The sequence below is a fragment of the Alicyclobacillus acidoterrestris genome (assembly GCF_022674245.1).
In the GTDB taxonomy this organism is placed as follows: domain Bacteria; phylum Bacillota; class Bacilli; order Alicyclobacillales; family Alicyclobacillaceae; genus Alicyclobacillus; species Alicyclobacillus acidoterrestris.
This window is the reverse complement of sequence record NZ_CP080467.1, coordinates 2341195-2365955: the sequence shown is the minus strand read 5'-3', so window position 1 is coordinate 2365955 and position 24761 is coordinate 2341195. Positions and strand designations below refer to the sequence as shown.

Here is a 24761-nt window from a genome sequence, read left to right as displayed (position 1 = left end):
ATCTTCATTACATCTCCTTCGGTAGTTCATTTGTTGACCATGCAAATTGCAGATCTTGAACAGTTGCAATATGTACGTTCTCTTCAGTCAAGCAGGATAGCTCGTATTCCACCTCTTCAAAGAACGCGCAGATGAGGGCCACTACGTCTCTGTCCGTCATGTCTTTACACGACTCCACGGAATCGGAGAGAAGAATGGGCCGAAACGATTTTCCGACTTTTGCATACGCAACTGCACGAATTGAAATTTCATCTTCGCGGCTCGCCATCACTTCACAAACCACGTCGGATGAAAAACGGATTTGATTGAATACATCATCTATACACTGTTTGATGGACAACACCTTCGCAGAAGGAAGCGTGTAAAGACGTGGATTCATTTCGCTACATAGGGTACGCTGTACACACCGTTCCACTTCTCGTTGCCATATCAAATCCATTCTCCCACTCCTTTGATCAGCAGACGAGTTGTTAGTTAAATCTAATCGTCGAAATTAGTTTTTACTAACACATATAATAAAACAAATGTTGACTCCATTAGTCAAGTTTAAATTTCAGAGCCTTGCTGGTTAATTTGTAAACACGTCATCGGTACGAATCAAACCAGTGTACGTTCTGGTGATGGAACTTAGTTTGAAGAACAGACAACGGGGAAAGGGGAGGAATCCAGTTAGGGGACGCGCTCCAAACAACGAAATACAGTGTTTTGAGTCATCCCCTAAAACATTCTGCGTCGATGCATCATAAAACCGGTTCCGACATGAGCGGATATCTCTAATCGCCCCATCGAAGCCATTTATAATTCGGAATCCCCTAAAATCACGTCTCCATAATCTTTGCAAATATAAATCCTCGATTTATGCTTACCAGAAACCGCTTTCACAAGAAAATAGGTATTCGAGGGTTCAATTTGCGTACTAACAATTGTCCCTGCAATTTCTTCGCTGGTATCCAACGCATAAAAATGGACTGTATCCCCGAGATGAAAACTGTGTGGCAATGCGTCAGCAGCGCGTTTGATTCCGACACATTCTGCTGCCTTCAGAAAGTGCGACGTAATGGCATTACGTGCCTCCTCACCGCGTTTGGCCATCTCAGCTTCCCATGATCTGCGCAGTTGAGGATTTCGCACAATACCGCTCCATTTTCTTACTTTCCCCGACACCTTGTCTTTTCCGTGAGAAATCACACCAAGACCAAACATCCCGTAGGTTCGAAATCGACTCATGTGCAAACACCTCCAAAGTACCAATCGGCCGTCCCGTCATGCGTATGATATCCGCACCGGCGCTCTATTCATTCGATTTGTGCCGCCAATTCCTTCTGAATTCTTCACGTGCGCAGTCTCTGATGGAGCTATCATCGGCCGTTTTTAAGCCTGTGTCAATATTTATAAATTAAAAATCGTTTGACATTTTAAAGCCGCGTCCGTATTATCGTTTTAACAAATGTATCACGCATTATCAAATGATAAAAGTGGATTGGTGAACCAAATCGCAACCGTCCACAACAAAGGAGGAAAATTATGAAAGAAATGACATTACAAGTGAACTTGGAACAGGGGTTACACGCCAGACCCGCGTCAGCGTTCGCAAAGAAAGCGGATACATTTTCGTCGGACATCTTCATTGTAAAGGATGGGCGAAAAGCAAACGGAAAAAGCATTCTCGGATTAATGGGATTAGCCGTGACACAAGGGGCCCAGATCACACTGCAAGCAAACGGCATCGATGAAGAATTGGCTATCTCCGAGTTATCCAAAATGCTCTTATCTAAACACGAGATGCACATCTAAGCATCCATGCGAAGGAGGAAATCAGAATGTCTATCTATCACTCATTGCAAAAACTTGAGCAAGAAGGCGAGAGGATTGGCGTTGCGGTCATTGGCGCTGGTCAAATGGGGCGGGGCATGATCGCTCAAATTTCGAAAATCCCTGGAATGCAGGTTCGCGCCGTATGTGACATTCAGAGAGAGGTCGCACAAAAGGCTGTTGACGCGTATTGCCGTTACGCGAAAACCCCACATCCCAGCGTGATGGTGGAATCAGACTTCCAAAAGGTCATTGGTCACCCAGACGTCGATGTCGTCGTGGACGCGACTGGCATTCCGGAAGTAGGCGCGAACGTCGCGCTCATCGCGCTTGCAGAACACAAACATCTCGTGCTTCTAAATGTGGAGATGGATGTGACAGTGGGATCGATACTCTCCTCCTGGTTCAAATCATCGGGCCTTGTTTATACGGGCGCGGCCGGCGACGAACCCGCAGTGACGCTCGAACTCTTTGAATTTGCCAAGACAATGGGGCTCGAAGTCGTTGTCGCCGGAAAGGGAAAAAACAACCCATTTATCCCATTGTCCAATCCAGATTTGTGCCGGGCAGAAGCGGAACGCAAGCACATGAATCCACACATGTTGGCCGCTTTTCAAGACGGAACAAAAACGATGGCTGAGATGAATTTGCTCAGTAACGCCACAGGATTACTTCCTGACAAAACGGGCATGCACGGCGTTTCGGCAGATTTGAAAACGGTTACCGAAAAACTCCGCCTCGTCGAGGAAGGCGGCTGCCTAAGTCAGCAAGGTGTCGTTGAATATGTTCACGGCCTCGCGCCTGGCGTGTTCGTCATCGTCTCGAGTGACTTGACCGAAGTCACCGAGGAACTCAAGTATCTATCTGTTGGAGACGGCCCATATTACACGCTCTATCGCCCGTTTCATCTCGCCAGCTTAGAAACGCCCATTTCCATCGCTCGCGCTGCACTCTTGCAAGAACCAACTATCGCGCCGATTGGCGGTCCAGTCTCTGAAACAGTGGCCGTCGCGAAACGGGATATGGCCCCGGGGGATGCACTGGATGGAATCGGCGGATACACGGTAAGAGGAGTCATTGAAGAACACGTCCATGCAACCAAAGCTGGACACGTCCCAATCGGTCTCATTTCACCGAAAGCACGGGCGAAGCGGCACATCGCTACAGGGACGTTTATCACCTATGAGGACGTTGAACTGGATCAAACGACGACGGTTTGGCACTTGCGCTCCCTTCAAGACAAAATGTTTCCGACCGTGTAATACCGAGATAACTCGTTGAAGGGTGTTGATCGTATGCATACTGGCAATCTAATCATCCTCGTCGGAAGCGCTTGGATTCTGCAATATATACTGACCTGGTTTCAGCTTCAACATTATCGCAAAACCATGCGAAAACTGGTAACTGAGTATCAAGGCCAAGCGCAATACGCCCTATTCTCTGGTGTGTGCCGAAAAGCGCTCGGGAGGGGGGCTATTGTTATCGCCATTATCGACCAGCACGAGATTGTACACCGCTGTGAAGTTCTTTCAGGCATTAGCGTATTCGCAAAATTCAAGCCGCTTCCCGTCCAAGTTGGAAAAACGCTTGGTGAAATCGGAGAAGAGGCCAACCACATCCTCGTCCAAAAACGTGGCGTAAGCGCGAAGCAAAAATCGCAGGCGAAGGCGCTCCTGATGATTGTCGAGAACGCCCAACGTTCATACGCGGAAAAACGTCTTCAAGCAGGTCGCGGGCTTCGTACGCAAAAGGCGATACCATAAGGAGGTCATAGAAATGGAAGTCATCCAATGGCTAGGTTCACACTTTATCGGATTGTTTGACGCGGGTGGAAAAGTATTTATGAGCTATGTAACAGGCATCATTCCAACCCTAGTGGTTCTTTTAACGTTCACGAACACGGTCATTAAACTAATTGGTGAAGACAGAACGTATCGAGCTGTTCAGTTTGCATCCAAGTATCTCATTCTACGGTATACATTAATGCCGATTCTGTCCGTTTTAATCTTGACCAATCCGATGGCATACACGTTTGGACGCTTCTTGCCAGAACGACAAAAACCAGCTTTTTATGATTCGGCGGTATCGTTCGTCCATCCTGTAACCGCTTTCTTCCCGTATGCAAACGCTGGTGAACTATTCGTTTGGCTAGGGATTGCAAACGGAGTTGAAAAAGCTGGTTATTCCATTGGTCCACTCGCTGTGCGCTACTTTTTGCTCGGCATCGTCGTGATTTTCATTCGCGGTGTGGTAACCGAGCGCATTACAAACATTTTAGCGAATCGCCTTGAAAAGAAGACAGGCGCAGTCGCTACACGCGCGTCCAGTACGCTGTGAAATCATGCGATTCTCATGAATTGGAGGGATTGTGTATGGCGACCGTAAAAGTTAGCAAAGGGTCAGGCGGCTGGGGGAATGGACTCGTCCTCAAACCAGAAGGCAACCGAAACAAAGTCGTCAGCGTGACAGGAGGGGGAATCCATCCAGTGGCGCAACGCATTGCCGAATTGTCAGGTGCCGAACCAGTGGATGGATTCACCAAGTCCGTACCAGAGGAAGAAATGATGTGTGTCGTGATCAATTGTGGTGGAACCGCCCGAATTGGCGTGTATCCCATGAAGCGCATTCCCACCGTAGATGTTTTACCGTCTTCTCCTTCAGGGCCGCTTGCAAAGTTTATTACGGAAGACATTTTCGTGTCGGGCGTCACAGTCCGAGATGTCGAAGTGACGTCTGATCCGCCTGTAGAGAAGGGATCTGCCGCAGAGTCTGAAGAAGTCACCATGCCACAGGCGTCAGACGGTTGGAGTCGAGCAGCACAGTACACTGCGCCGGTCACGAGCGGCCGCGGCAGTTGGCTGATGGCAGTATCTCGAGCGCTGGGTAAACTTATCGGCACGCTCTACCAAGCGGGGAGAGACTCCGTCGATATCCTAATTCGAAATATTCTTCCCTTTATGGCGTTTGTAGCCATGTTAGAAGGTATTATTAACTATACAGGGCTTGGTAAATTGTTAGCGCATGGCCTCGTTCCACTCGCAGGCTCGTTATGGGGACTCATTGTACTGGTCATTATCTGTACACTCCCGTTTTTGTCACCCATTCTCGGCCCTGGAGCCGTCATTGCACAAATCATCGGCGTCTTGGTTGGAGCGCAAATTGGCGCAAAGGCGATTTCACCTTTCTATGCTCTACCTGCACTATTCGCAATTGATGGTCAAGTTGGTTGTGACTTTGTGCCCGTCGGATTATCGCTTGGGGAAGCAAAGCCAGAGACGATTGAATATGGGGTTCCCGCGGTTTTGTATAGTAGGTTGTTTACGGGTGTAGCTTCAGTCATCTTGGCGTATTTCGCAGGCTTTGGAATGTACTGAACGACATGAATGAGGTGTGAGAAATGAAGTCCATAGTTACACAAATTGGAGAGATGGCACTACAGTTTGAAGATGAGCGCGTCATTGTATTTTTTGGCCCAAAGGCTCCAAAGGAGTTAAGGGATATCTCCATTATTCACGAATCAGAAGTCGCGTTTGACGGAACGCTTCTTCAACCAAACCATCACTTGTTGTTCGGTGATCAAGTTTACAACATTACACTTGTGGGCACCGAAGCGGCGAGTAACTTTGCGGAGCTTGGGCATATCTCGGTATATTTTTCTGAGCCACCTGTTGAAATTCTGCCAGGCGCGGTATACGTCCAACCCTATCGTTGGCCCAAACTCGAACTGGGTATGACGATTGAAATTCGCTGAGCGGGATGCACGCAAAGAACTGTCGGTTTTGAATTACCTGTGACACCCTTCTATAGAGTAGGGACATTCAGAACAAGAAAAGAAGGTTCTAAGTTGGCTTATTCAGATGACACCAGAGTCTTAGTCAAAATCGCACATATGTATTACGACGACAATGCAACCCAAGCGGAAATCGCCGAACAACTCGGCGTGTCCCGTCCACTCATCTCAAAGTATTTGGCAAAAGCCAGAGAACTTGGCATTGTTCAAATTCGGATTCGAGATGAGTTAGCCTATCCGTACGCAACCATCGAAAAGCAACTTGAGCGAAAGTACAAACTCCGTGAAGCGATTATTGTGCCCGAGGCCCCAACGCCTGCCGTCAAGCGCAGCTTGGGGCAGGCCACTGGCCGGTACCTATCACGCATTTTGAAAAAAAACCAGACACTAGCGGTCTCGGGCGGCACCACACTTCACGAAGTTGCGAATCAAATTCCGTATATGCATCCGCAAAACTTCACGGTCGTACCGATGGTTGGGGGCGTTGGAGACGAACTGATTGACATCCATGCCAATCAGATCTCCGTACAGATAGCAAAAGCTTTGGACGCTGATGTCAAACTGCTTCACGCGCCGGTTGTTGTCGATACTGCAGAGGCAAAAGCGACATTTTTAGAGCAATCCGCGATTTCCGAAGTTCTAGAGTCCGCAGAACGCGCGGACATCGCGTTGGTCGGCATTGGTGGGAAACCTGAAAATTCTACCATGGTTCAGAATTACCTTGCAGTGGATGATTCACGAGCGCTCGACCAACAAGGGGTCATTGGAGATATCTGTTACACGTTGATTGACGAACGCGGAGAGGCTTGTAACGTCTCGTGGAATGAGCGGGTAATTGCGATATCCATTGAATCACTCCGAAACATCCCAATGGTAATTGGGGTCGCGCAGGGAGAGGACAAAGTAAGGGCCATTCACGCAGCGATGACGGGCCGTATCATTCGGGTGCTGGTGACAGATTACCCAACGGCTGAAAAACTATTGGAACTCGATTCATAACTCACTGGTGACACGACAAAGGAGAGGATTCTAGTGTCTATACCGCTGGCAAAGCGAGATTGGAACGGCAACAACGTATTGCATCTCTATTATCAAATGTGGTTAATCCGCCTATTTGACGAAAAAGTCGATGAGATGTTCGCGAAAGGTCTCATTCACGGTACAACACATTTGTGCGTCGGACAAGAAGCTACACCGGTCGCCGCGTGTGCAGCACTCTTAAAAACAGACAAGATCACCAGTACGCACCGCGGCCACGGACACTGTATCGCCAAAGGCGCTGACGTCTCCAAGATGATGGCCGAACTGATGGGGCGAGTCACGGGCTACTGTAAAGGCAAGGGGGGTTCCATGCACATCGCCGATTTGGAAGAAGGCAACTTAGGCGCAAACGGCATTGTCGGAGGCGGAATTCCAATTGCGGTTGGCGCGGCGCTCACATCGAAAATGATGAAAGAAAACTACGTCGTTCTATGTTTTTTTGGCGATGGCGCAACAAATGAAGGCAGTTTTCACGAAGCGCTGAATCTCGCAGCCATTTGGGACCTTCCAGTTATCTTCTTTTGTGAAAATAACCAATATGGGATGTCGGGATCTGTCAAAGACATGTTTCGAATCCAGGATATCGCCGACCGAGCACTCGCATACGGAATGCCAGGTCATGTTGTGGACGGAAACGATTTGGAAGCAGTCTATGACGTCGTGGCTTCCGCAGTTGCCAGAGCACGATCCGGCGCGGGTCCGTCCCTCATCGAAGCCAAGACCTACCGTTGGAAAGGACACTCGAAGAGTGATGGACGGAAATACCGGACTAGGGAAGAGGAGACAGCGTGGAAGGCCAAAGATCCCATTGAACGATTCAAAAATCGATTAATAGATGAAGGAATCGCGACGGAAGAACAACTGAACGATTTAAAGGCGCGCGCCAAAATGGAAATTGAGCGTGCGGTTTCCTTTGCAGAAAGTAGTCCTTACCCGACACTTGAGATGTTAGAAGAGGATGTATACGCACATTGATCAGCCAAAGGGGTGAGAAATTTGAGAGAAATCACATATCAAGAAGCAATCCGCGAGGCAATGAGTCAAGTGATGCGCGAAGATGAACGCGTGTTTATTCTAGGTGAGGACATTGGCGTGTACGGGGGCGCATTCGGAGTAACGCGCGGCATGATTGAGGAGTTTGGTCCAGAACGCGTTCGCAATACACCTATCTCAGAAGCCGCCATTGCGGGTGCAGCCATTGGTGCTGCATTAACCGGGATGCGTCCAATTATGGAATTACAATTCTCGGACTTCGTGACCATCGCGATGGATCAATTAGTCAATCAAGCAGCAAAGATTCGGTATATGTACGGTGGAAAAGCCTCTGTGCCTATGGTTGTGCGGGCCCCAGGCGGATCGGGAACAGGAGCGGCCGCGCAACACTCCCAAAGTTTAGAGGCCTGGCTTGCGCACGTACCGGGACTAAAAGTGGTGCAACCAGCAAACGCCTACGATGCCAAGGGCCTATTAAAAGCCGCCATAGACGACAACAATCCAGTGATTTTTTATGAGCACAAACTGCTGTACTCAACGAAGGCAGACGTGCCAGAAGAACTCTACTCCATACCCCTTGGAAAAGCCGACATCAAACGAGAGGGAAGCGACGTTACGCTTGTGTCAACAGGCATCATGGTTCAGAAATCGCTTACAGCAGCTGATGTATTAGCCAAGGACGGCATTCAGGTTGAAGTCATTGACCCGAGAACATTAGTGCCGCTGGATATCCAAACTATCGTCGACTCGGTCAAGCGGACCGGTCGATGTGTGGTCGTCTACGAAGCGGTCAAACGTGGGGGATATGGTGCAGAGATTGCCAGCTTAGTGGCGGAGAGTGAAGCATTCGATTTCTTAGATGCCCCGATTATTCGATTAGGTGGAAAAGAAGTGCCGATTCCTCAAAGCCCGGAACTGGAACGACATGCTGTCCCGCAGGTGGAAGACATCGTGGAAGCGATTCGTAACATGATGCAAAAAGCGTAGGGGAGGGAGAACGCTTGAACGAAGTGACAATGCCTAAATTGGCGATGACGCAAGAAATGGGCACCATTCTTCAGTGGTATAAACGCGAAGGGGATTGGGTAGAAGCCGGCGAGCCACTCCTTGAAGTGATGACGAACAAAATCAACATGGATGTTGAATCTTACGTGGACGGTGTCCTGCGCAAGCGCCTGTATGAAGAAGGGGCGGAGGTCCCCGTTCTGAACGTCATTGCATACATTGGTGATGCCGACGAACCCCTTCCAGATAACAATTCGGGAGAATTATCCGTATCATCAGATTTGAGCCATTCCGAGACGTCTGCAGCGCATCATCCGCAGAAGTCTGTCTCGACCCGAGTTCGTGCGACACCGGCTGCACGTGCTGTAGCGAGGAAACTGGGTGTCTTGTTGACAGACGTACGAGGTACCGGGCCAAACAACCGAATTCAGCGAGAAGATGTCGAGGCGTTCGCGATATCGCGCCCCTCTTGTTCAACCACCACGCCAGCTGAACGTAGACTAGCGTCACGTACGGCGTCGCAGACGGAATCGTCCATACATGTGACTCCTGAGGATAATCTAACTGCTGCGCCAGTGGACTCTTGCTCGCGTGTGCCATACCATGGCCTCCGCAAAATGGTGGGCGATAGAATGGCGACCAGTGCCTCACAAGCCCCACACGTCACCTTAGTGCGGGAGATAGATGTGACGCAAACCCTCGAGTTGCGTCGTCGGTTGATGCCGATTGTTGAAGAACAAACGGGCGCTCATCTGTCGCTGAACACCATGGTGCTATTTGCAACTGCACATGCATTGGCGAAACATCCAAATGTAAATGCCACGTGGGCTTCCAAGGATGAAATCATCCAACATCATTCTGTTCATCTCGGAATGGCGGTCGCTGCACCGCGGGGACTCATGGTACCCGTGATCCATTTCGCGAACACGTTATCGATTTTGGCATTATCGGAGCAAGCGTCTCAGCTTGTCAAAAGGGCCAGAAACGGGGCACTGACACCGGACGATCTCGAAGGTGGAACATTCACAATGAGTAATTTAGGAATGTTCGGAATCGAGTCGTTCAATCCAATCATCAACTTTCCACAAGTTGCTATTCTCGGCGTCGGAGCACTCATCGAAAAGCCAATTGTCGAAAACGGAGCAATTGTGGTTCGTCCCATGTTGACGCTAAATTTATCGTTTGATCACCGTGTTCTCGACGGCGCGGATGCGGCAAAGTTCCTTCAGACAGTAGCCGATTACCTTACTTGCCCAGATGAACTCTTTGTCGCGCTACACGCTTAACCTTCGGCAATGACCAGTCAACGAAGGGGGCATATGCATGGCCCCCTAGTTCCAAAGAGATAGAAGTTAGAGTAACATACCACCCGAAACCTCGATGCGCTGGGCATTAACCCAACCGTTTTCGTCGGACAACAACGAACAGATAGCCTCTCCAACGTCCTGTCTGGGATTATGGACGCGGTCGGTGAGGGCGTTACCGATTTGCTTTCCACGCTGATGATTACGACAACTTGAGTGTATCTAACCGTAGGCAAAATCTCGGCATAAACCGTTCAAGGATTCCAGATCAGGGTGCTCGCATTGACTATTCGTATACTAATTATTAGCATACAAATCATGAAGCATAAAGAGATTTATACAAACTGTTTGGCGTTCCAGTTGACACAGGCACGTAAGAAAGTATTTGCGTGGTATGGGAATTACCTCAAGCCGCTTGGGCTAACGCCCGCTTCAGTTTACGTGCTGGGCGTACTGCGCGACAAGGAGTACGCAACTCCCAGTGAAATCAGCCATCTACTTGAGCTGGAGCGTCCAACCGTCACGACACTTTTGTCCAGAATGGAACGTAGCGGATTGGTCAACCGAGCTCTCAACCCGAGTAATCGGAGAGAGACGTTGGTCAGTTTGACTGATACGGGAAAGGAGGCGTGCGACAAGGCGTACCCACTGCTGGTAGAGGCAGACAAGGCACTGAACACGGTGTTGAATGGAGCATTCGCACAGGTAAAAGAACAAGTTGAAAATTTGAACCGAATGTTACAGGAGGCAGCGGAATGAACAGACAATTTATCGTTCATTTGTCAAATAAGCAGAAGCATTTGATGACAAAAGAACTCATACAGGGACATGTCTCGTATCTAGGAGAGCTCAAACAACAGGGTAAATTACCGTTTTGCGGTCCCTGTAAAGACGAAACGGCAATCATGATTCTGAAGGCCGACTCATTGGAGGAAGCAGAAGAATTGCTTGCGGGAGACCTATTCACGAGAGCAAATTACTATCAAGATCGAAGAATCGTCGAGGTGGAAGAAGCTACACCAGAAAATAACTTTCTATTCGATGATGTTCTCGTGAATTTGAGGAATCATTCATAAACCACTTCCATCAAGATACGGTGTACACATTAAAGGTCAATGCGTACACCGTCTTTGTTATCCGAATGAATCAATTTGTGTGCGCCGCTTTTGCAAAATGGTTCACATAGAGGTTTCAAATGCGTTCTGATTGCGAGGAATCAACGCTAAAATAGTGTTTGACACACCTGCAATCATCGTAATGCACGTCATACTGATCATTAAGGTTCGTACTCCATACTTCTCAGTCACAGCACTTGCAACAATCATCAAAATAAGGGTTAACCCTTGTTGCGGTGGATCCAGGAGGTTATGAATTCTCCCCATTTTTTCAACTGGTATGGCGTGTTGCATATAAGTCGTAAAGCCGACATTTTCAGCCGTCACGAATACGCCCATCATAACTAATCCGATTACTGCCTGCCAAAAACCTTGAGCCAACGCATATATGAAGTACCCTATACCACCAAGGATGCTTCCACAGGCAAGTAAAAATTTTGTCGATAAACGCTTTGCAAACACACTTAACACCAAAGAACCCAATAAAAAGCCTAATCCTGCTGCTACGCACATCATTCCATACCCGAAACGTCCCAAATGGAGGGCTTTTTCCGCAAATATCACTTCTTGTGAGTCGGCCGCCTGACCAAACACCTGACTTGCCGCAGTAGCAATAAATAACGAAGTAAACAACCAATTTTCAGTTAAAAACTGTTTTGCTTCAATCCAATCACTCCTTAATCGATTCCAGGCTCCACCATGGTCTTGTGGTTCATCATTTTCAGCGTGTTCATCGGACAGTGGGGGTAATAAGAAAAATGACACACTGGAAATCAAAAAACTGAGTGCATCGATCCACAAAGCAAAAGCGGTCGATCCCAATTGCATCAGTACACCAGCAGTAAGGAACAGCGACTGAAAATTGTGCTCCCTAAGCCAAGTAAGAATAACAACGGATATATCCAGTAAATTGGTACTAATGGCAACAAAAACACAATGATTGTCCGCGATATTTCAACCGCGATTAAAGTTGAGCGAAGCGGAAGTCGATCCGTTATGCTTCCAACCCAACTGCCGATTAGCAACTGTTCTGCTAAAGGAACTCCCCAAATCGATGCGACTGCAAAGGCTGAGTTGGTCGTGTTTAAAACATACAAATTCAACGCTACCAGATATACGAAATCCCCAATGTTCGAGACGCCATTCGCAGTAACTAAAATGACAACCGATAGCCATTCCTTATCGACTCGTTTCATGGAATGTCTCATTCCTCCAGTGATTAGTAAGCACAAAAAAACCGTTTGGAGCACACGCCCCAAACGGCCATAGAATGCTTGCAGTGAAAAACTAACCGCAAAGAGCAAGCATGCTAACTGAATTACCGAAAAAGGGCATACCTATCCCGTCGGCAACGACTGCAGGCATTAAAAGGCACCCTGTCGGCAACCGCATTAACTTGCTCACTCCTCTCAGATAATTTAATTAATGATATAAGGGAATAGACACGCGGTCAACTGTTCTCGCACATAAGACAACACAAACGAATTTGAGTTACAATTTCTTCAATCTCAAAATTGTTGATGGCGGTGTTATTGGAGTGACAAGACATATTAAGTTGGTGTACGGAGTCGGTATAGTCATTTTGCTTGTCTCTCTTTATTTCGATTGGAACTTGCATAAAACACACCAGAATTTCAAGACAAACGCTCAGGCCAATCTTGTGCTTGGTGTTGGATTGATAGGTCAAGCTCACGACTTGATTAAACGTGGCAACGCCAAAGCAGCAACCCCAGTCGCTTATGAGGGTATTGGTTATCTTCGTGCCTCAGCTGGCGAGATGGAGCAGTTGGGCGTAGACAATGTTTCAGGTGTTGCCAGCTTTATGGACCAAGCCATGTCAAATATCTTAGATTTAGACAAGCAACCTGCCGATACAGGCACGAAGGAGCATGACCAACAAGTCATTGAAACACTGGAGAGCAATTTCAAACCGTTCGCGCGAATCAACTACGGTTCCATGAGTGATGGGCAGCTAAAGCAAGCCCTAGATCATGTATATCAAGCGATGACGCCGCAAGAGCGACAACAATTTGGAGGGTGAAATCTTCGCTTACGGGTGCGAAACTTCAACAATGTAAAAATTATGCTCATAAGGGGCATCGTTGCAAAATTGCAGGAGGAAATACCAAGTGACCAACAAAAAATATACGCTCTTTTTGATTTTTATCGGCGTGATTTGCGTCTATGCCGCCGTTCATTCGTTCTTCTTTGTCCATTCGAGACCCGTGCTCAGTGACGCAATACAAGGTTTTTTCGTTGGTTTCGGAGTGGCGATTATCACGGCTCAACTTGTTGCGAAGATCAAATCAACAAAGGTCAACGGATGGACTACCATGTATGGATTAGGCGTGCCCAGTAACGGCATGCTGATGCGGGCCGCGTGCACCCTAGCCTTTCCTGGGCCAGTAAACATACCGCAAGAGGCGATGTACTGGACCACATCCGTTGACGGCGCGAGTCATGAACTCTCTGGAGAGCACGACTACACCATGCATTTTCCCGCAGGTGGACTTCCGCCGAATCAGGCGTTCTGGTCACTGACTATGGGTGATGCGAAGAATCGTTTTGTGGCGAATCCAATAAATCGTTACAGCGTGAGTGATCGTTCAGGACTCGTCCCAAATGCCGACGGTTCTATCGATATTTACATTCAGAAGACCGCTCCGGTGGGGTGTGAATCCAACTGGTTACCCGCTCCCTCGGGCAAGTTCATTCTTTGGTTCCGCGTGTATATTCCCGGTGCGCCAATTCTAGACGGAAAATACAACGTGCCACCGGTTGTGAAGGTGAAATGATGGAGCACATGGAGTACGAGCATTTGCTGATATTCGGCTCGTTCATGGTCGCAGCATGGTTCATTGTCATCTACTTTTTGCCGCGCATGTTGCTGTTCGTGTTCAAGAGAGCAATCCTCGTCAAGGGGTTCGGCGACGGTCCCGTTCCAATCAACACGCTCTATACTCAGCCTCAGGCGCTATTTGCAGATCCATTCAATGCCTCAGGATCAAAGTTAATGACTACTGGTGTTAACCGTGACACGCTCCTCGTGATCGGCTGGTTAGATCTGAGAAAAGGTCCGCAAATCTTACATGTGCCGGACATGGACGGTCGCTATTACAGCGTGCAGTTCACCAATCCGTCAAACAACACGAACTTTGCCTACGTCGGCAAACGAACCACGGGAACCGAGGCTGGTGCCTACCTCATTTGCGGTCCCGGCTTTAGAGGATCCGTGCCGGAGGGAATGTCACAGATTTCTTCACCAAACAACTCGGTACTTGTGATTGGTCGCGTTTTTGTCGAGAACCACAGCGACTTACCGATGGCCCATGGGCTCGCGAAACAGATACAATTATCGCCGTTGGCATAGCCAAGGTTGCGATGTTCGCTGCAAATCGTGATGACGACGTTGAATGTGTATTCGCCTAAGAAATTCAATTCAAGGGGTGTGGAGCATGATGCTATTTACGTCCACACCCCTTAGCAAAAACATCCAATTTGGCATAATAACAAAGACTATCTTTCTCAAATTTTTAAAACATGAGTGATCACTCGAGCTTTATAATTTTTGCATACACCTAGACCACCTCATGAATCCGCTTCCATAAACAACGAATTTTGCTTTCTCTTGCACGTTGCTGGGGACATTCCCAGTGACGATTCCCAACCAAAATCGAGGAGGGGTACTGTGTTAACACCAGCCGCGTTAACGACAGGTAAGGGTGAAACATTTTGTATTAACCCGGATTTCGACGATTGTGTCCTCATGAACTGGTGTGAATAATTGAAAAGGTGCTCCCCGTATGGCTAAGATGAGTTTGTCGAGAACCACATCTTCGCTAGGAAGGAGCACCTTTTGGGTGAAACAATATAATCATACACGAAGTCAGTTTGCTCGTAAAAGCTCTACAATTCATACTCGCTACGATTTGAATGCCGCCACCTCCTTTGGCGGTGCAAGTGGTCTCATAGATTTCGTTTTGGGAACGGGTATTGACAGGGAGTTTTGGGTACATGGATTACGCAAGGGCAGAAACACCCAGTTCCACATGGACGATATTGCTCTGACCGTCATTTTCGGTTCCTTGCTGGGTCAGGAACGGATTTTCCACTTTGAGGACATCGAACAAGATCCCCTGTTGAAGCTGAAGTTGGACGTGCCGAAACTGCCTGATACGACTCTGTTGTATAAGGATCTGAAGCGGCTCGGTTCCGACGCTGGCATCAAAGCGATACGTTCGGCGCATAGACAAATCCTAAGGTCACTTCTCCCCAAAGGACAAGGCATCGTGGTCGATATCGACTCCTCTGTAGAGACTGTTTATGGCGCGCAGCAACAGTCCGCTGTTGGATATAATCCACACCATCACGGACGAGCGAGTTTCCATCCCTTGCTGGCGTTTGATTCACTCACTGGTTGTTGTCTCTATGATGAGTTGCGCTCTGGTGACGCCCATACATCAGATGGATTTGCGGATTTCTACAAGGCGATGAAAGACCAGTTGCCGGATGGCGTCAACATTCGTGCCGTCCGCATGGATAAAGGGTTTACCGGAGAAAAAGTGTTTCAGATATTGGAGCAAGATCAGCGGGATTACGTCATCAAACTGAAGTGGACCAAGCGACTCGCACAGTTGGCGCAAGCGCCAAATCTCCTCTGGCACTGCATCACAGAGAGTGACCGGGAACATTGTGACGTTACTTCCATCATGTATCAGGCAACATCCTGGGACAGGCCTCGGCGGGTCGTGATTGTGCGTCGCTTAGACATTGACCCCCAGGAGTGCCTGTGTGCGGATTGGCTCTGGGAATACGAGGCGATTGCCACAACGTTTGACTGGAGCGGCGAGGATGTATGGCACTTCTATAACTTTCGTGGTAACGCTGAGAATCACATCAAGGAAGCCAAATATGGATTTGCCATTGACCGATTCTCCAGCCAGAATTTCGATGCCAACAAAGCGCTGCAAGGTCTAAAGCTACTTGCGTATAATCTACTCCTGCTGTACAAGCACGTCGCGCTTCAACCAGGGGTGCGACAGTGGACCGCCGGACGGCTCAGACGAAGACTATTCCATCTACCTGGGATTCTAGTGCGTCATGCACGCCAGTGGAGCATTCGTCTTCCCGTGTATGCAAAGCATCGGTCGTTGATCATGCTTCATGCCGCCACGTAGATTTTTCTTCCAATTGAAAAAGTGGAGTTCATAGCCTGGCTTGGGGAGGGGGGAATTGTGTCCATTGCTCTAGTTCCGTACCATGATTTCGCCGTGTTCGCTAACAAATCCACCAAATACTTGAAAACATGCCCCGGTCAATGACCTCAATCACCTAATCGTCGAAATCCGGGATTAAAGAAGGGGAATTTCCGTCCGCTAAGCTCGTCAAGTTTTATCAACTCGATGAATAAACCAGACATCCGTGACTCAAAAACCTCTAAGACCATTAAACCAATCCCACAATTCTCCTGATATCGTGTCGACTTACGATGAGAAATGGAGTTGAATGAAAATGTCCACACTATCGACCGTTAAATTCCCATTTTGGAGCAAACAGTGGATTGGCGGCACATGGAAAGAAGGAGCCAGTTCGCGCTACGAGACCGTGACGAATCCATTCAACCAAGAGATATTGGCTGAAATCAAATTAGCAAGCAAAGAAGATATCGACCAAGCTTACCAGTTTGCGAAACAAGTGCAACCTTCCTGGGCAAATGCTTCGGCGTATGAACGAGCTGGTGTTCTAGAACGAGCTGCGGAAATATTAGTTCAACGGAAAGAAGAAATTGTCAACTATTTGGTTCAAGAAACCGGAAGTTCCCAATTAAAAGCGAGTATCGAGGTAGATACGTCAATTGGGGACTTGAAGTATGCAGCACAGTATTCGTTCAGATTAAGCGGAACCATTTTACCGTCTCTCATTCCTGGAAAGGAAAATCGAGTGTATCGGAAGCCTGTTGGCGTGATTGGTGCAATCACGCCGTGGAATTGGCCGTTTTACTTAAGTATTCGCGTGATTGCTCCGGCGATTGCGACAGGAAACAGCATTGTCTTGAAAGCGGATTCTCAAACACCAATTACGGGTGGTTTGCTGATTGCACAAATCTTTGAACAAGCAGGGCTTCCAAAAGGCGTGCTCAGTGTGGTTGTGGCGGATGTTCAAGAAATCGGAGACTATATGGTTGAGCATACGATTCCAAGCGTCATTTCCTTTACCGGTTCCACGGCTGCAGGAAGGCGGATCGGCGAAATTGCTGGACGGACGCTGCGAAAGGCCGCCCTCGAGCTTGGTGGAAACAATGTGTTTATTGTGCTGGATGACGCAAATATTGACCAAGCTGTCGCCGCTGCTACATTCGGGAAGTTTTTGCACCAGGGTCAAATTTGTATCGCGACCAACCGGATCATCGTTTGTCGCAGCGTTTATGAAGAATTCATCACCAAATTTAAAGAATCAACAATGAAAGTAAAAGTTGGCGATCCGGCAGATCCTGAAACCCTGATTGGTCCATTGATTAATCAACGTCAAGCTCAGAGAATCATGGACCTGATCCAACAAAGTCTTCGTGAAGGCGCAACGTTGGAGCTGGAAGGAAAGCTCGAAGGGAATCTGATGTCACCTTTTATTCTTACAGATGTCACAAACGATATGGCTATCGCAAAACAGGAGATTTTTGGCCCTGTCGCCGCGATTATTCCGGTTGATAATGAAGATGAGGCCATTCGTATCGCCAATGATTGCGATGCTGGTTTGAGTGGTGCGGTGTTCTCGGGATCGATAGAACATGGAGTTCACGTTGCCCAGCAAGTGGTCACCGGGATGATTCACGTCAACGACCAAACAGTAAACGTAGAACCGAATGTTCCATTTGGGGGCGAGAAATCGTCAGGAATTGGACGCTATTGCGGAGAGTGGGGTATTGAAGAATTTACAACCCTGCAGTGGATTTCGGTGCAGAAAGAAGACCGTCAATATCCTATTTAATCTACGTGTCGTTGAAGTTTTGCAGTTCAGCACAAAGCACCTGGTCGGTTGAATCAGGTGCTATCTGGTGGCTTGGGGGGATTAATGTGGGAACTGAGGTTATTGATCGGCTTCTGGAGGGGGCTGTCGAAGAGGGAGATGTTCCCGGGGTAGTGAAATGCGGACGGTGTGACCTATCACGGGGCATTTGGCCACAGGGCCGTGGACAGTCGTGTACCGATGACAACCGATACGATATTTTGGATCGCGTCGATGACTAAAGCCGTCACTTCCGTCGCCGCCATGCAACTCGTTGAGCAGGGCAAACTCCACTTGGATGAACCGATCGAGCGTGTATTGCCTGAGTTGACGACCGTCAAGGTCTTGGAAGGATTCAGCGAATCTGGTGAGCCAAGGCTTAGAGCCCCGAAGCGGCCGATGACGCTTCGCCATCTGCTGACGCAATCGAATACAGAAACATCACGCTCAGCACGCCGCTTGTTTTTGATCCGGGTGACCGTTGGGAATACGGCATCACCAACATTCTGGAAAGTCTGCGGCACCAGTCTGTCTGGCGCACGGCGTGTGCGACAGACAGACAAAGCTGTCGCATCCCTTACCTTACACGGGCCTTGTGTTTCTCGAACGTAAATAAAATGTCGTGATGCTCGGCAAGGTCGGGACTGGCAAGACTCATTTAGCAACAGCCCTTGGTGTGGAAGCATGCCGACGAGGGCATGACCAACGAGTACAGATTAACTTCGACATATCAGCAGGGATTTGTCACCAGATGCTGAACGGATCTTGTATTGAACTATCGACGGCTTATCCAGAACAAGCCGTAACCAGCGGGTTTGGATGTGGTGGCGAACATGGAAATTGGCAGCATCAATCATTTGCTGTTTTCTGTCTCGAATCTTGAGAGGTCGATTGAGTTCTATCAAAAGGTTTTTGGAGCAAAGTTATTGGTCAGGGGCAGGAAATTAGCCTATTTTGATCTGAATGGACTATGGTTAGCGTTAAACGTAGAAGAGGACATTCCGAGAAACGAGATTCATCAATCATATACTCATATTGCTTTTTCCTTAAAGCCGGAGGAATTTGATGAGGCTGTAGAAACGCTGAAGGCATTAGGGGTTAACATCCTGGCCGGACGTATTCGGGATGAACGAGATAAGCAGTCTGTCTACTTTACTGACCCCGATGGTCATAAATTTGAATTTCACACCGGAACTTTGAAAGATCGTCTTGATTACTACAGAGAAACTAAAACTCACATGCAGTTTTTTGATTAAGCAGTGTTACTAGAAACCGGCTCATGTTTTCAACTATTAATTGCAAACATTTAATTCAACATGATTCTTATTGTTAACATAATATATATTATCGGACGTTGAATTTTAAACCATCAAAACCCAAAAGTCCCGCTTTGAGATCTCGATAACGCCGACCTCCTCGAAAAGCGAAATGCCGGCGCTCAAATGTTGTGTTAACTACGCGGTGTGTGACTTGCGAAAGCGAATCGCGTCCACTTTCCTGCAACCATAGACGAATAATCCAAGGACGACTAGGCGTACCAAGATCGTCAAGATAATGGAGAGTATCCAAGGCGTAAGACTCACAGTGCGGTTGCGAGTCCAAGTGTAAATTGCAAAACACACGACCAATAACATCAAGTAACCTGTCATTTCTGATGTGCCTAGTGGAGCCAGGTGGTGTCCCGTCAAGTGGTGTAAATTGAGTGCAACCACTTCGTGTCGGCTATTTATGCAAAACTGACGTTGGCGCCAGTAATTGCGGTTCTTGAGTGCTCATGAGTTTTGCCATTGACTCTCGGCTAAAGTAGCGCCTTGCTACAATCCATTCATCGTTCTGTTCCTGGAGGATTGCTCCGCCTAGACGAATGACAGACTCTCGGTTCGGGAAGATACCAACGACATCGAAGCGTCGCCTGAGTTCACGATTTAAGCGCTCAAGTGGGTTTGTCGAGCATATCTGTTTCCAGTGTTCCTTCGGGAATGCCATGTACGCTAGCACGTCTTCCTCTGCACGTTCCAAGACATCCATCGCCTTTGGAAACTTTCCACGAAGTTGCTCTACGACCACATCCAGTTGCTGTTTGGCTGTTTCCTGTGTTGGCTGAGCGAATATGGTCCGGACAATAGACGAGACCATCGGTTGCGACGCTCTAGGCACCTGGCTGAGGATGTTGCGCATTGTATGAACTCGACAGCGCTGCCAGGTCGCTCCGGTCAACGCAGAGCCAATCGCACTGCGCAGTCCTTCGTGAGCATCACTAATTACCAGCTGTACACCACGCAACCCACGCGCAACCAGACTTCGGATGAATGTCAGCCAAAACGAGCCATCCTCACTAGTCCCAATGTCAAACCCCAACACCTCACGCTCACCGGTGTCTCGCACGCCAATTGCAATTACAAATGCCATACTCTGAACTCGTCCGCCTTCACGGACTCTCGGGAATGTCGCATCCAACCATAGATATGGGTATGTCCCCTCAAGTGGGCGGTTTTTAAATTCCTGCACTACTTCGTCTAACTCTTTGCAGATACGAGATACTTCACTCTTGCTAATTCCTTGAATGCCCATAGACTCAACCAACTCGTCCACCTTGCGGGTGCTCACACCATGCACATACGCCTCTTGAACAACGGACAGCAACGCCTTCTCAGCTTTCCGCCGAGGCTCTAGCATGCTGGGGAAGTAGCTTCCTTTCCGAAGCTTCGGAATCTGCAAATCAATCGTTCCGACACGGGTGTCCCATTCCCGTTCTCTGTAACCATTACGGCTATTGCTGCGTTTCTCACTGCGCTCATACCGTTCAGCGCCAATCAAGGAGCTCACTTCAGCCTCCATCACTGCCTGGGTTAGGACTCTCAGCCCTTCCTTCAAAAAATCGACATCACCATCTTCTAATCCGATCTTGCGAATTAACTCCAAAAGTGCGATCTTGTCTGTAGAAGCCATCGATGTGCCTCCCTACTAATTGCTCGACACTTTTAGTAGATTGCACTCGATGGCTTTTTCGTCAAGATCTAGCCGTGGAATTTACACCACTACCTAAGACTCTAACTGGAGCCATAATCGGATAACCAGCAAACACCACCGAATTCATTGAAAATTCATGCGTCATTCTCCCTATGAGCCACACGATACAAAATGGAGTCAAGTTGTGACTCCAGAAGACGACCCATCTGGGTGTCGGTATCGGCTTTAACGTGGATGGTATCACGTCGTTCATACGCATTTGAACAAACAAGGATATGACAAAAACCATCAAACATAGTAACGATAATGTAAGAAACCAACGAGGTGACATACCGTAGGTTTCACGAATGATGCGCCGACGAACTTCCCTCGCTGTTCCAAACGATGCGAAGGCGGACGCATGTGCTTCTTCTTCGGTCAATCCACGCTTTATCGCTTGTTCAATCGATTCTTCCAGATGGTCCTGCATCTCTTCCTGCCACACCTGTTTTTCGCGCTTTGAAAGATATGTACCTTTGAATACGCTAAAAAAATAATTATCGAAGTTCTTCACTCAAGTCCCACCTTCCCCAAAAACACCGACAACACTCGTTGTTCCTCCGTCCATTCACGTCGAATCTTTTCTAGTTGGCTCTTTCCACGCTCGGTTAATGTGTAATAGCGTCGACGAGGGCCTGTCTCTTTGTCTGTACCCCAATATCCCTCAATAAAATGTTCTGCCTCAAGTCGCTTGAGCGCTGGATATAAGGAGCCTTCTTTGAGGTGTAATGCCCCGTGTGTTCGTTCATTCACCTTTTGGACAATCTCATATCCGTATGTATCACCTGTCGCTACAATTGAGAGGACGATTCCATCAAGGTAACCTCTAATCCGTTCATTCCGCATTTTTCACACCTCTATATACATAGATAACTTATGTATATAATAAATGCATGCAACGACGCGAGTCAAGAAGCGTGCAAAATGATTGCCCGTGCGATATAAAGCCGGATGTGGAGGCATTCATGTGGTAAGCAAGAGAAAGCGCCTGGCCGTACGAGCAAAGGAGCATATTTGGAAAAGGGGGACTTTATGTACTTTGATGCACAAAACGTTTCAAACGGATCCAACGGACTGGTTCATCGAGAAATTGCACCTAGAGTGGCCTCGCACGCGAGAACAAGGTCTGCCCCTTTCAAGAAAATTTGCAGCCCCCGTCGCCCGGCACTAATACTTACAGGGTCTAGAGCATGAACGGTTTCATCAATATAGAGTGGATATTTTTTCTTCACACCTAGTGGAGAAACTCCGCCTCGAATATATCCGGTCAACGTCTGAAGGTCTTTTACATGGACCATCTCTACCTTTTTATTCCCACTGATGGATGCCAGCGCTTTTAAGTCGAGTTCTCTGTCCCCTGGGATGCAGGTCATTAAAACGCCTGTCTTATCGCCGCGAAGCACGAGTGTTTTGAAAATTTGCGACGAGGCAATCCCCACCTTTTGTGCGGCTGTCTTTGCGTCGAGCGCTTCTTCATCCCAGTCGTACTCGTGCACGTTATATGGAATGTTTAGTCTATCCAATATGCGACATGCAATTGAGCGTTTTGCAGATTGATAAAGCCTTGTAGGACAAGGGCTTGGAAGACATGAAAAAGGACTTCACCCCAACCTTCGAGAAGATTTCAAGTGACCAAACCAGAAATTTTCGAGGAGGGAAGTCCCACTATGTATATTCTCCAACCATCGCTCTTTTCCTTTGAGGACTGGCTAGAAATTGACTCCAGCGATCGTCTGCCCTTGTTCTTTGCTGTCTTGGATTTACAACCCTATGCTTCGAAATTGAGAAAACAGTCACCCCAAGGCGCGAAACCTATGAATCGTGAAGCGATTCTGCGTGCACTGCTGGCTGCTCCGCTTGAAGGAATCTCAACGTTCACAAGGCTTCATGAACGGTTGGCGCGAGATATACGCTTTCGCTACCAGTGTGGGTTTCGAATCGACGAAGCAGCCCCGTCGGTCTCCACACTGAGTCGCGTGTTTTCAGCCGTTGTTGAGTTGGGTCTCGCTGAGAAGCTCTTCATTGACCTGGTCAGTCAATGTAAAGAAGCGAGCATCATCAACGGTCGCCATTTGGCTGTGGACAGTGCCGCCGTGAAGTCCTACGAGAAAAAGCAACCTAAGTCCAAGAGCCAGGAAACGGGCAATGCCAACTGGGGCGCAAAATACGATACCTTTGGCAACAAACTTGCTTGGTTCGGATACAAATTCCACTTGGCTGTGGACACCGCGAGTGAACTGCCAGTTGCTTTGGATGTCACACCAGCGAACGTCTTTGATGGTGAGATGGCGGCGCCATTGCTGGAACACGTCGTGACGACGCACGGTTGGAAAATCGACTTTGTCATGATGGACGCTGGATATGATCAAGTCAAAAACTATGAAACGGTTCGTCAATATGGTGCACAGGCAATTATCGCGATGAACAAGCGCGGTGAAAAAGAACCGCCTGAAGGAATAGCATCGGACGGGACGCCGCGTTGCACGATGGGATATGACATGGTGTATTGGGGTGCAGACGGTGACCGACTAAAGTTTCGCTGCCCGCACGCGGTTGGGAAGGTAGATTGTCCGCTTGGAATCGCGACATGTTCCGAATCCAACTACGGTATGGTGGTCAAAAAGCGGATCACAGAAGATATTCGGCGTTACTGCGCACCACACCGAGGCACGCAGAATTGGAAGCTGTTATACAACGAGCGAACTGCTGTAGAGCGTTGTAACGCAAGACTTAAGACGAATTTGACGGCGAACGACGTCCATGTCCGAGGCATTCGAAAAGTAAAGACGTACATGTTCCTCAACGCGATCGTGTTACTTGCATCGGCACTAGCTGTGAACCATATCGAACGACACAAGAAAACTGCATAAATCATAACGAGTTGACCTGACGAGAAACGGCGCTCGAATACCAGTATGTGGAATTCAGTTCACTTACCCTAGATGCTGTTCCTTTTTCACCTCTACCCAAAACGACCATTCTGCAAAACGCTCAATTGTCTTTGTTGCCATTTCCATCACCTCTTCAAGCTGGTCAAGTCCGTTTCTCTAGCGTCTCGAGATTGCGTTGCATGAGTTCTGCCACATCGTGTGCGAGCTTGTCTGGAGATGCTCTGAGTCCCTCTACCACACCGCGTATGGTGTCTGTGGATTTGTTCTGGCTCAACTTGGCCGTACCCTCCATGGACGTAATCTCGATTTCAAGTCCAATGACGGCCTGTTCCATTTTCACATAAAACGCCTCGTCCATATGATCCAAGAGCGTGGAATTTGGCTCGTGAAAGCGGACGGTCTCCTTCAAAAGTTCATGCAGTAGCTGCGCATCCTGTATGATGTGACACGTCCCTGTTGCGTGTACCGCCACGTAGTTCCATGTCGGAACGGCCTGACTTTCAGCGTACCAAGACGGCGAAATGTATGCATGTGGACCTTGAAAGACCGCCAGAACCTCCGTCTCATGAAGCGCTTTCCAATGCGGATTTGCTTTTGCGAGATGACCCAACAACACAAATTTCTCAGGGGCTATTTGGCGAATGACGAACGGAAGATGCGTCGCATTCGGGTGTCTGTTGACATGGGAGAAGAGAATGCCAAAGTTGTTCTGGCGAATGAACTGAATCATCTCATCCGTGTTTTGCATCGCAAATGCTGCAGGTGTGTACACGATGGTTCCTCCCTGTGCGTGGTTGAC

28 protein-coding genes and 1 pseudogene are annotated in these 24761 nt (G+C 48.3%); 21 read left to right on the top strand and 8 right to left on the bottom strand.

Annotated features, from left to right (window positions below; translation table 11 throughout):
- Positions 1 to 7: 7 nt before the first annotated feature.
- Complete coding sequence (locus K1I37_RS11295; RefSeq protein ID WP_021296726.1) at positions 8 to 439, bottom strand: hypothetical protein; 432 nt, start codon at positions 437 to 439, stop codon at positions 8 to 10.
- 356 nt (positions 440 to 795) lie between these two features.
- Positions 796 to 1227: a hypothetical protein gene (locus tag K1I37_RS11290; RefSeq protein ID WP_021296725.1), complete on the bottom strand. Its 432-nt coding sequence runs from the start codon at positions 1225 to 1227 to the stop codon at positions 796 to 798.
- A gap of 297 nt (positions 1228 to 1524) precedes the next feature.
- Here K1I37_RS11290 and K1I37_RS11285 point away from each other — a divergent pair, with 297 nt between their 5' ends.
- From K1I37_RS11285 to K1I37_RS11230, 12 genes are all read left to right on the top strand, one after another.
- The gene (locus K1I37_RS11285; protein ID WP_021296724.1) at positions 1525 to 1794 is read left to right on the top strand and encodes an HPr family phosphocarrier protein; all 270 of its coding nucleotides are present in this window, start codon (positions 1525 to 1527) and stop codon (positions 1792 to 1794) included.
- A gap of 26 nt (positions 1795 to 1820) precedes the next feature.
- The gene (locus K1I37_RS11280) at positions 1821 to 3074 is read left to right on the top strand and encodes an NAD(P)H-dependent oxidoreductase (protein ID WP_021296723.1); all 1254 of its coding nucleotides are present in this window, start codon (positions 1821 to 1823) and stop codon (positions 3072 to 3074) included.
- A 33-nt stretch (positions 3075 to 3107) separates the two neighbouring features.
- A complete protein-coding gene (locus tag K1I37_RS11275) occupies positions 3108 to 3575 on the top strand; it encodes a transcriptional regulator GutM (RefSeq protein ID WP_021296722.1) in 468 nt (155 codons plus the stop codon).
- 13 nt (positions 3576 to 3588) lie between these two features.
- Positions 3589 to 4149, top strand: coding sequence for a PTS glucitol/sorbitol transporter subunit IIC (srlA, locus tag K1I37_RS11270; RefSeq protein WP_021296721.1), 561 nt, complete (start codon positions 3589 to 3591; stop codon positions 4147 to 4149).
- A gap of 35 nt (positions 4150 to 4184) precedes the next feature.
- Positions 4185 to 5186, top strand: a complete 1002-nt coding sequence (gene srlE, locus K1I37_RS11265) for a PTS glucitol/sorbitol transporter subunit IIB (protein WP_021296720.1) — start codon at positions 4185 to 4187, stop codon at positions 5184 to 5186.
- A 23-nt stretch (positions 5187 to 5209) separates the two neighbouring features.
- On the top strand, positions 5210 to 5563 hold the full coding sequence (locus K1I37_RS11260) for a PTS glucitol/sorbitol transporter subunit IIA (RefSeq protein WP_021296719.1): 354 nt from the start codon (positions 5210 to 5212) through the stop codon (positions 5561 to 5563).
- 93 nt (positions 5564 to 5656) lie between these two features.
- On the top strand, positions 5657 to 6601 hold the full coding sequence (locus K1I37_RS11255; RefSeq protein ID WP_021296718.1) for a sugar-binding transcriptional regulator: 945 nt from the start codon (positions 5657 to 5659) through the stop codon (positions 6599 to 6601).
- 96 nt (positions 6602 to 6697) lie between these two features.
- Positions 6698 to 7618, top strand: coding sequence for a thiamine pyrophosphate-dependent dehydrogenase E1 component subunit alpha (locus tag K1I37_RS11250; protein WP_081654104.1), 921 nt, complete (start codon positions 6698 to 6700; stop codon positions 7616 to 7618).
- 21 nt (positions 7619 to 7639) lie between these two features.
- Positions 7640 to 8623, top strand: a complete 984-nt coding sequence (locus K1I37_RS11245) for an alpha-ketoacid dehydrogenase subunit beta (protein ID WP_021296716.1) — start codon at positions 7640 to 7642, stop codon at positions 8621 to 8623.
- 23 nt (positions 8624 to 8646) lie between these two features.
- The gene (locus K1I37_RS11240; RefSeq protein WP_236613882.1) at positions 8647 to 9927 is read left to right on the top strand and encodes a dihydrolipoamide acetyltransferase family protein; all 1281 of its coding nucleotides are present in this window, start codon (positions 8647 to 8649) and stop codon (positions 9925 to 9927) included.
- 300 nt (positions 9928 to 10227) lie between these two features.
- Entirely contained in the window at positions 10228 to 10704 is a 477-nt protein-coding gene (locus tag K1I37_RS11235; RefSeq protein WP_152498788.1) for a MarR family winged helix-turn-helix transcriptional regulator, read from the top strand.
- Positions 10701 to 11021 carry a YciI family protein gene (locus K1I37_RS11230; RefSeq protein ID WP_021296713.1) on the top strand — a complete coding sequence of 107 codons (321 nt, stop codon included), beginning with the start codon at positions 10701 to 10703 and terminating at the stop codon, positions 11019 to 11021. The genes K1I37_RS11235 and K1I37_RS11230 overlap by 4 nt, the downstream gene beginning before the upstream one ends.
- Before the next feature lie 102 nt (positions 11022 to 11123).
- Here the strand turns inward: K1I37_RS11230 and K1I37_RS11225 are convergent, their stop codons facing one another.
- Positions 11124 to 11891: an MFS transporter gene (locus K1I37_RS11225; protein ID WP_330217020.1), complete on the bottom strand. Its 768-nt coding sequence runs from the start codon at positions 11889 to 11891 to the stop codon at positions 11124 to 11126.
- 706 nt (positions 11892 to 12597) lie between these two features.
- Here K1I37_RS11225 and K1I37_RS11220 point away from each other — a divergent pair.
- The 8 genes and pseudogenes from K1I37_RS11220 (at position 12598) to fosB (ending at position 19318) form a co-directional block, all read left to right on the top strand.
- A complete protein-coding gene (locus K1I37_RS11220; protein WP_021296710.1) occupies positions 12598 to 13101 on the top strand; it encodes a hypothetical protein in 504 nt (167 codons plus the stop codon).
- Between the two features lie 88 nt (positions 13102 to 13189).
- Positions 13190 to 13855: a DUF1214 domain-containing protein gene (locus tag K1I37_RS11215; protein ID WP_021296709.1), complete on the top strand. Its 666-nt coding sequence runs from the start codon at positions 13190 to 13192 to the stop codon at positions 13853 to 13855.
- On the top strand, positions 13855 to 14430 hold the full coding sequence (locus K1I37_RS11210) for a DUF1254 domain-containing protein (protein WP_021296708.1): 576 nt from the start codon (positions 13855 to 13857) through the stop codon (positions 14428 to 14430). The genes K1I37_RS11215 and K1I37_RS11210 overlap by 1 nt, the downstream gene beginning before the upstream one ends.
- Before the next feature lie 490 nt (positions 14431 to 14920).
- Positions 14921 to 16237 (top strand): IS1380 family transposase, encoded by a 1317-nt coding sequence (locus K1I37_RS11205; RefSeq protein WP_242215904.1) that lies wholly within the window; start codon positions 14921 to 14923, stop codon positions 16235 to 16237.
- Between the two features lie 334 nt (positions 16238 to 16571).
- Positions 16572 to 18044, top strand: a complete 1473-nt coding sequence (locus tag K1I37_RS11200; protein WP_021295807.1) for an aldehyde dehydrogenase family protein — start codon at positions 16572 to 16574, stop codon at positions 18042 to 18044.
- A gap of 219 nt (positions 18045 to 18263) precedes the next feature.
- On the top strand, positions 18264 to 18674 hold the full coding sequence (locus tag K1I37_RS11195) for a serine hydrolase domain-containing protein (RefSeq protein WP_236613848.1): 411 nt from the start codon (positions 18264 to 18266) through the stop codon (positions 18672 to 18674).
- A 4-nt stretch (positions 18675 to 18678) separates the two neighbouring features.
- Positions 18679 to 18771, top strand: a pseudogene (locus K1I37_RS22075) (ATP-binding protein); the annotation flags it as partial.
- Positions 18772 to 18895: 124 nt separating this feature from the next.
- Complete coding sequence (gene fosB, locus K1I37_RS11185; RefSeq protein ID WP_021295809.1) at positions 18896 to 19318, top strand: metallothiol transferase FosB; 423 nt, start codon at positions 18896 to 18898, stop codon at positions 19316 to 19318.
- 466 nt (positions 19319 to 19784) lie between these two features.
- Here fosB and K1I37_RS11180 read toward each other — a convergent pair whose 3' ends face one another.
- The 4 genes from K1I37_RS11180 to ybaK form a co-directional block, all read right to left on the bottom strand.
- The gene (locus K1I37_RS11180; RefSeq protein ID WP_206920083.1) at positions 19785 to 21011 is read right to left on the bottom strand and encodes an IS256 family transposase; all 1227 of its coding nucleotides are present in this window, start codon (positions 21009 to 21011) and stop codon (positions 19785 to 19787) included.
- A 61-nt stretch (positions 21012 to 21072) separates the two neighbouring features.
- Complete coding sequence (locus K1I37_RS11175; RefSeq protein WP_242215903.1) at positions 21073 to 21585, bottom strand: permease prefix domain 1-containing protein; 513 nt, start codon at positions 21583 to 21585, stop codon at positions 21073 to 21075.
- Positions 21582 to 21917: a PadR family transcriptional regulator gene (locus K1I37_RS11170; protein ID WP_021295989.1), complete on the bottom strand. Its 336-nt coding sequence runs from the start codon at positions 21915 to 21917 to the stop codon at positions 21582 to 21584. Before K1I37_RS11170 ends, K1I37_RS11175 begins: the two co-directional genes overlap by 4 nt.
- A gap of 233 nt (positions 21918 to 22150) precedes the next feature.
- Positions 22151 to 22594: a Cys-tRNA(Pro) deacylase gene (gene ybaK, locus K1I37_RS11165; RefSeq protein WP_021295990.1), complete on the bottom strand. Its 444-nt coding sequence runs from the start codon at positions 22592 to 22594 to the stop codon at positions 22151 to 22153.
- Positions 22595 to 22738: 144 nt separating this feature from the next.
- Here ybaK and K1I37_RS11160 point away from each other — a divergent pair, with 144 nt between their 5' ends.
- Positions 22739 to 23941, top strand: coding sequence for a transposase (locus K1I37_RS11160; protein WP_242215902.1), 1203 nt, complete (start codon positions 22739 to 22741; stop codon positions 23939 to 23941).
- Between the two features lie 163 nt (positions 23942 to 24104).
- On the opposite strand, the gene K1I37_RS11155 is transcribed toward K1I37_RS11160, so the two are convergent.
- A complete protein-coding gene (locus K1I37_RS11155; RefSeq protein ID WP_021295279.1) occupies positions 24105 to 24734 on the bottom strand; it encodes an FMN-binding negative transcriptional regulator in 630 nt (209 codons plus the stop codon).
- Between the last annotated feature and the right edge of the window lie 27 nt (positions 24735 to 24761).

What these genes read in the sequence shown, in the direction of transcription:
- K1I37_RS11295 (WP_021296726.1), bottom strand. Translation starts at nt 439, where the DNA reads ATGGATTTGATATGGCAACGAGAAGTGGAACGGTGTGTACAGCGTACC.
- K1I37_RS11290 (WP_021296725.1), bottom strand. Translation starts at nt 1,227, where the DNA reads ATGAGTCGATTTCGAACCTACGGGATGTTTGGTCTTGGTGTGATTTCT.
- K1I37_RS11285 (WP_021296724.1), top strand. Translation starts at nt 1,525, where the DNA reads ATGAAAGAAATGACATTACAAGTGAACTTGGAACAGGGGTTACACGCC.
- K1I37_RS11280 (WP_021296723.1), top strand. Translation starts at nt 1,821, where the DNA reads ATGTCTATCTATCACTCATTGCAAAAACTTGAGCAAGAAGGCGAGAGG.
- K1I37_RS11275 (WP_021296722.1), top strand. Translation starts at nt 3,108, where the DNA reads ATGCATACTGGCAATCTAATCATCCTCGTCGGAAGCGCTTGGATTCTG.
- srlA (WP_021296721.1), top strand. Translation starts at nt 3,589, where the DNA reads ATGGAAGTCATCCAATGGCTAGGTTCACACTTTATCGGATTGTTTGAC.
- srlE (WP_021296720.1), top strand. Translation starts at nt 4,185, where the DNA reads ATGGCGACCGTAAAAGTTAGCAAAGGGTCAGGCGGCTGGGGGAATGGA.
- K1I37_RS11260 (WP_021296719.1), top strand. Translation starts at nt 5,210, where the DNA reads ATGAAGTCCATAGTTACACAAATTGGAGAGATGGCACTACAGTTTGAA.
- K1I37_RS11250 (WP_081654104.1), top strand. Translation starts at nt 6,698, where the DNA reads ATGTGGTTAATCCGCCTATTTGACGAAAAAGTCGATGAGATGTTCGCG.
- K1I37_RS11230 (WP_021296713.1), top strand. Translation starts at nt 10,701, where the DNA reads ATGAACAGACAATTTATCGTTCATTTGTCAAATAAGCAGAAGCATTTG.
- K1I37_RS11210 (WP_021296708.1), top strand. Translation starts at nt 13,855, where the DNA reads ATGGAGCACATGGAGTACGAGCATTTGCTGATATTCGGCTCGTTCATG.
- K1I37_RS11200 (WP_021295807.1), top strand. Translation starts at nt 16,572, where the DNA reads ATGTCCACACTATCGACCGTTAAATTCCCATTTTGGAGCAAACAGTGG.
- K1I37_RS11195 (WP_236613848.1), top strand. Translation starts at nt 18,264, where the DNA reads ATGACAACCGATACGATATTTTGGATCGCGTCGATGACTAAAGCCGTC.
- fosB (WP_021295809.1), top strand. Translation starts at nt 18,896, where the DNA reads ATGGAAATTGGCAGCATCAATCATTTGCTGTTTTCTGTCTCGAATCTT.
- K1I37_RS11180 (WP_206920083.1), bottom strand. Translation starts at nt 21,011, where the DNA reads ATGGCTTCTACAGACAAGATCGCACTTTTGGAGTTAATTCGCAAGATC.
- K1I37_RS11170 (WP_021295989.1), bottom strand. Translation starts at nt 21,917, where the DNA reads ATGCGGAATGAACGGATTAGAGGTTACCTTGATGGAATCGTCCTCTCA.
- K1I37_RS11160 (WP_242215902.1), top strand. Translation starts at nt 22,739, where the DNA reads ATGTATATTCTCCAACCATCGCTCTTTTCCTTTGAGGACTGGCTAGAA.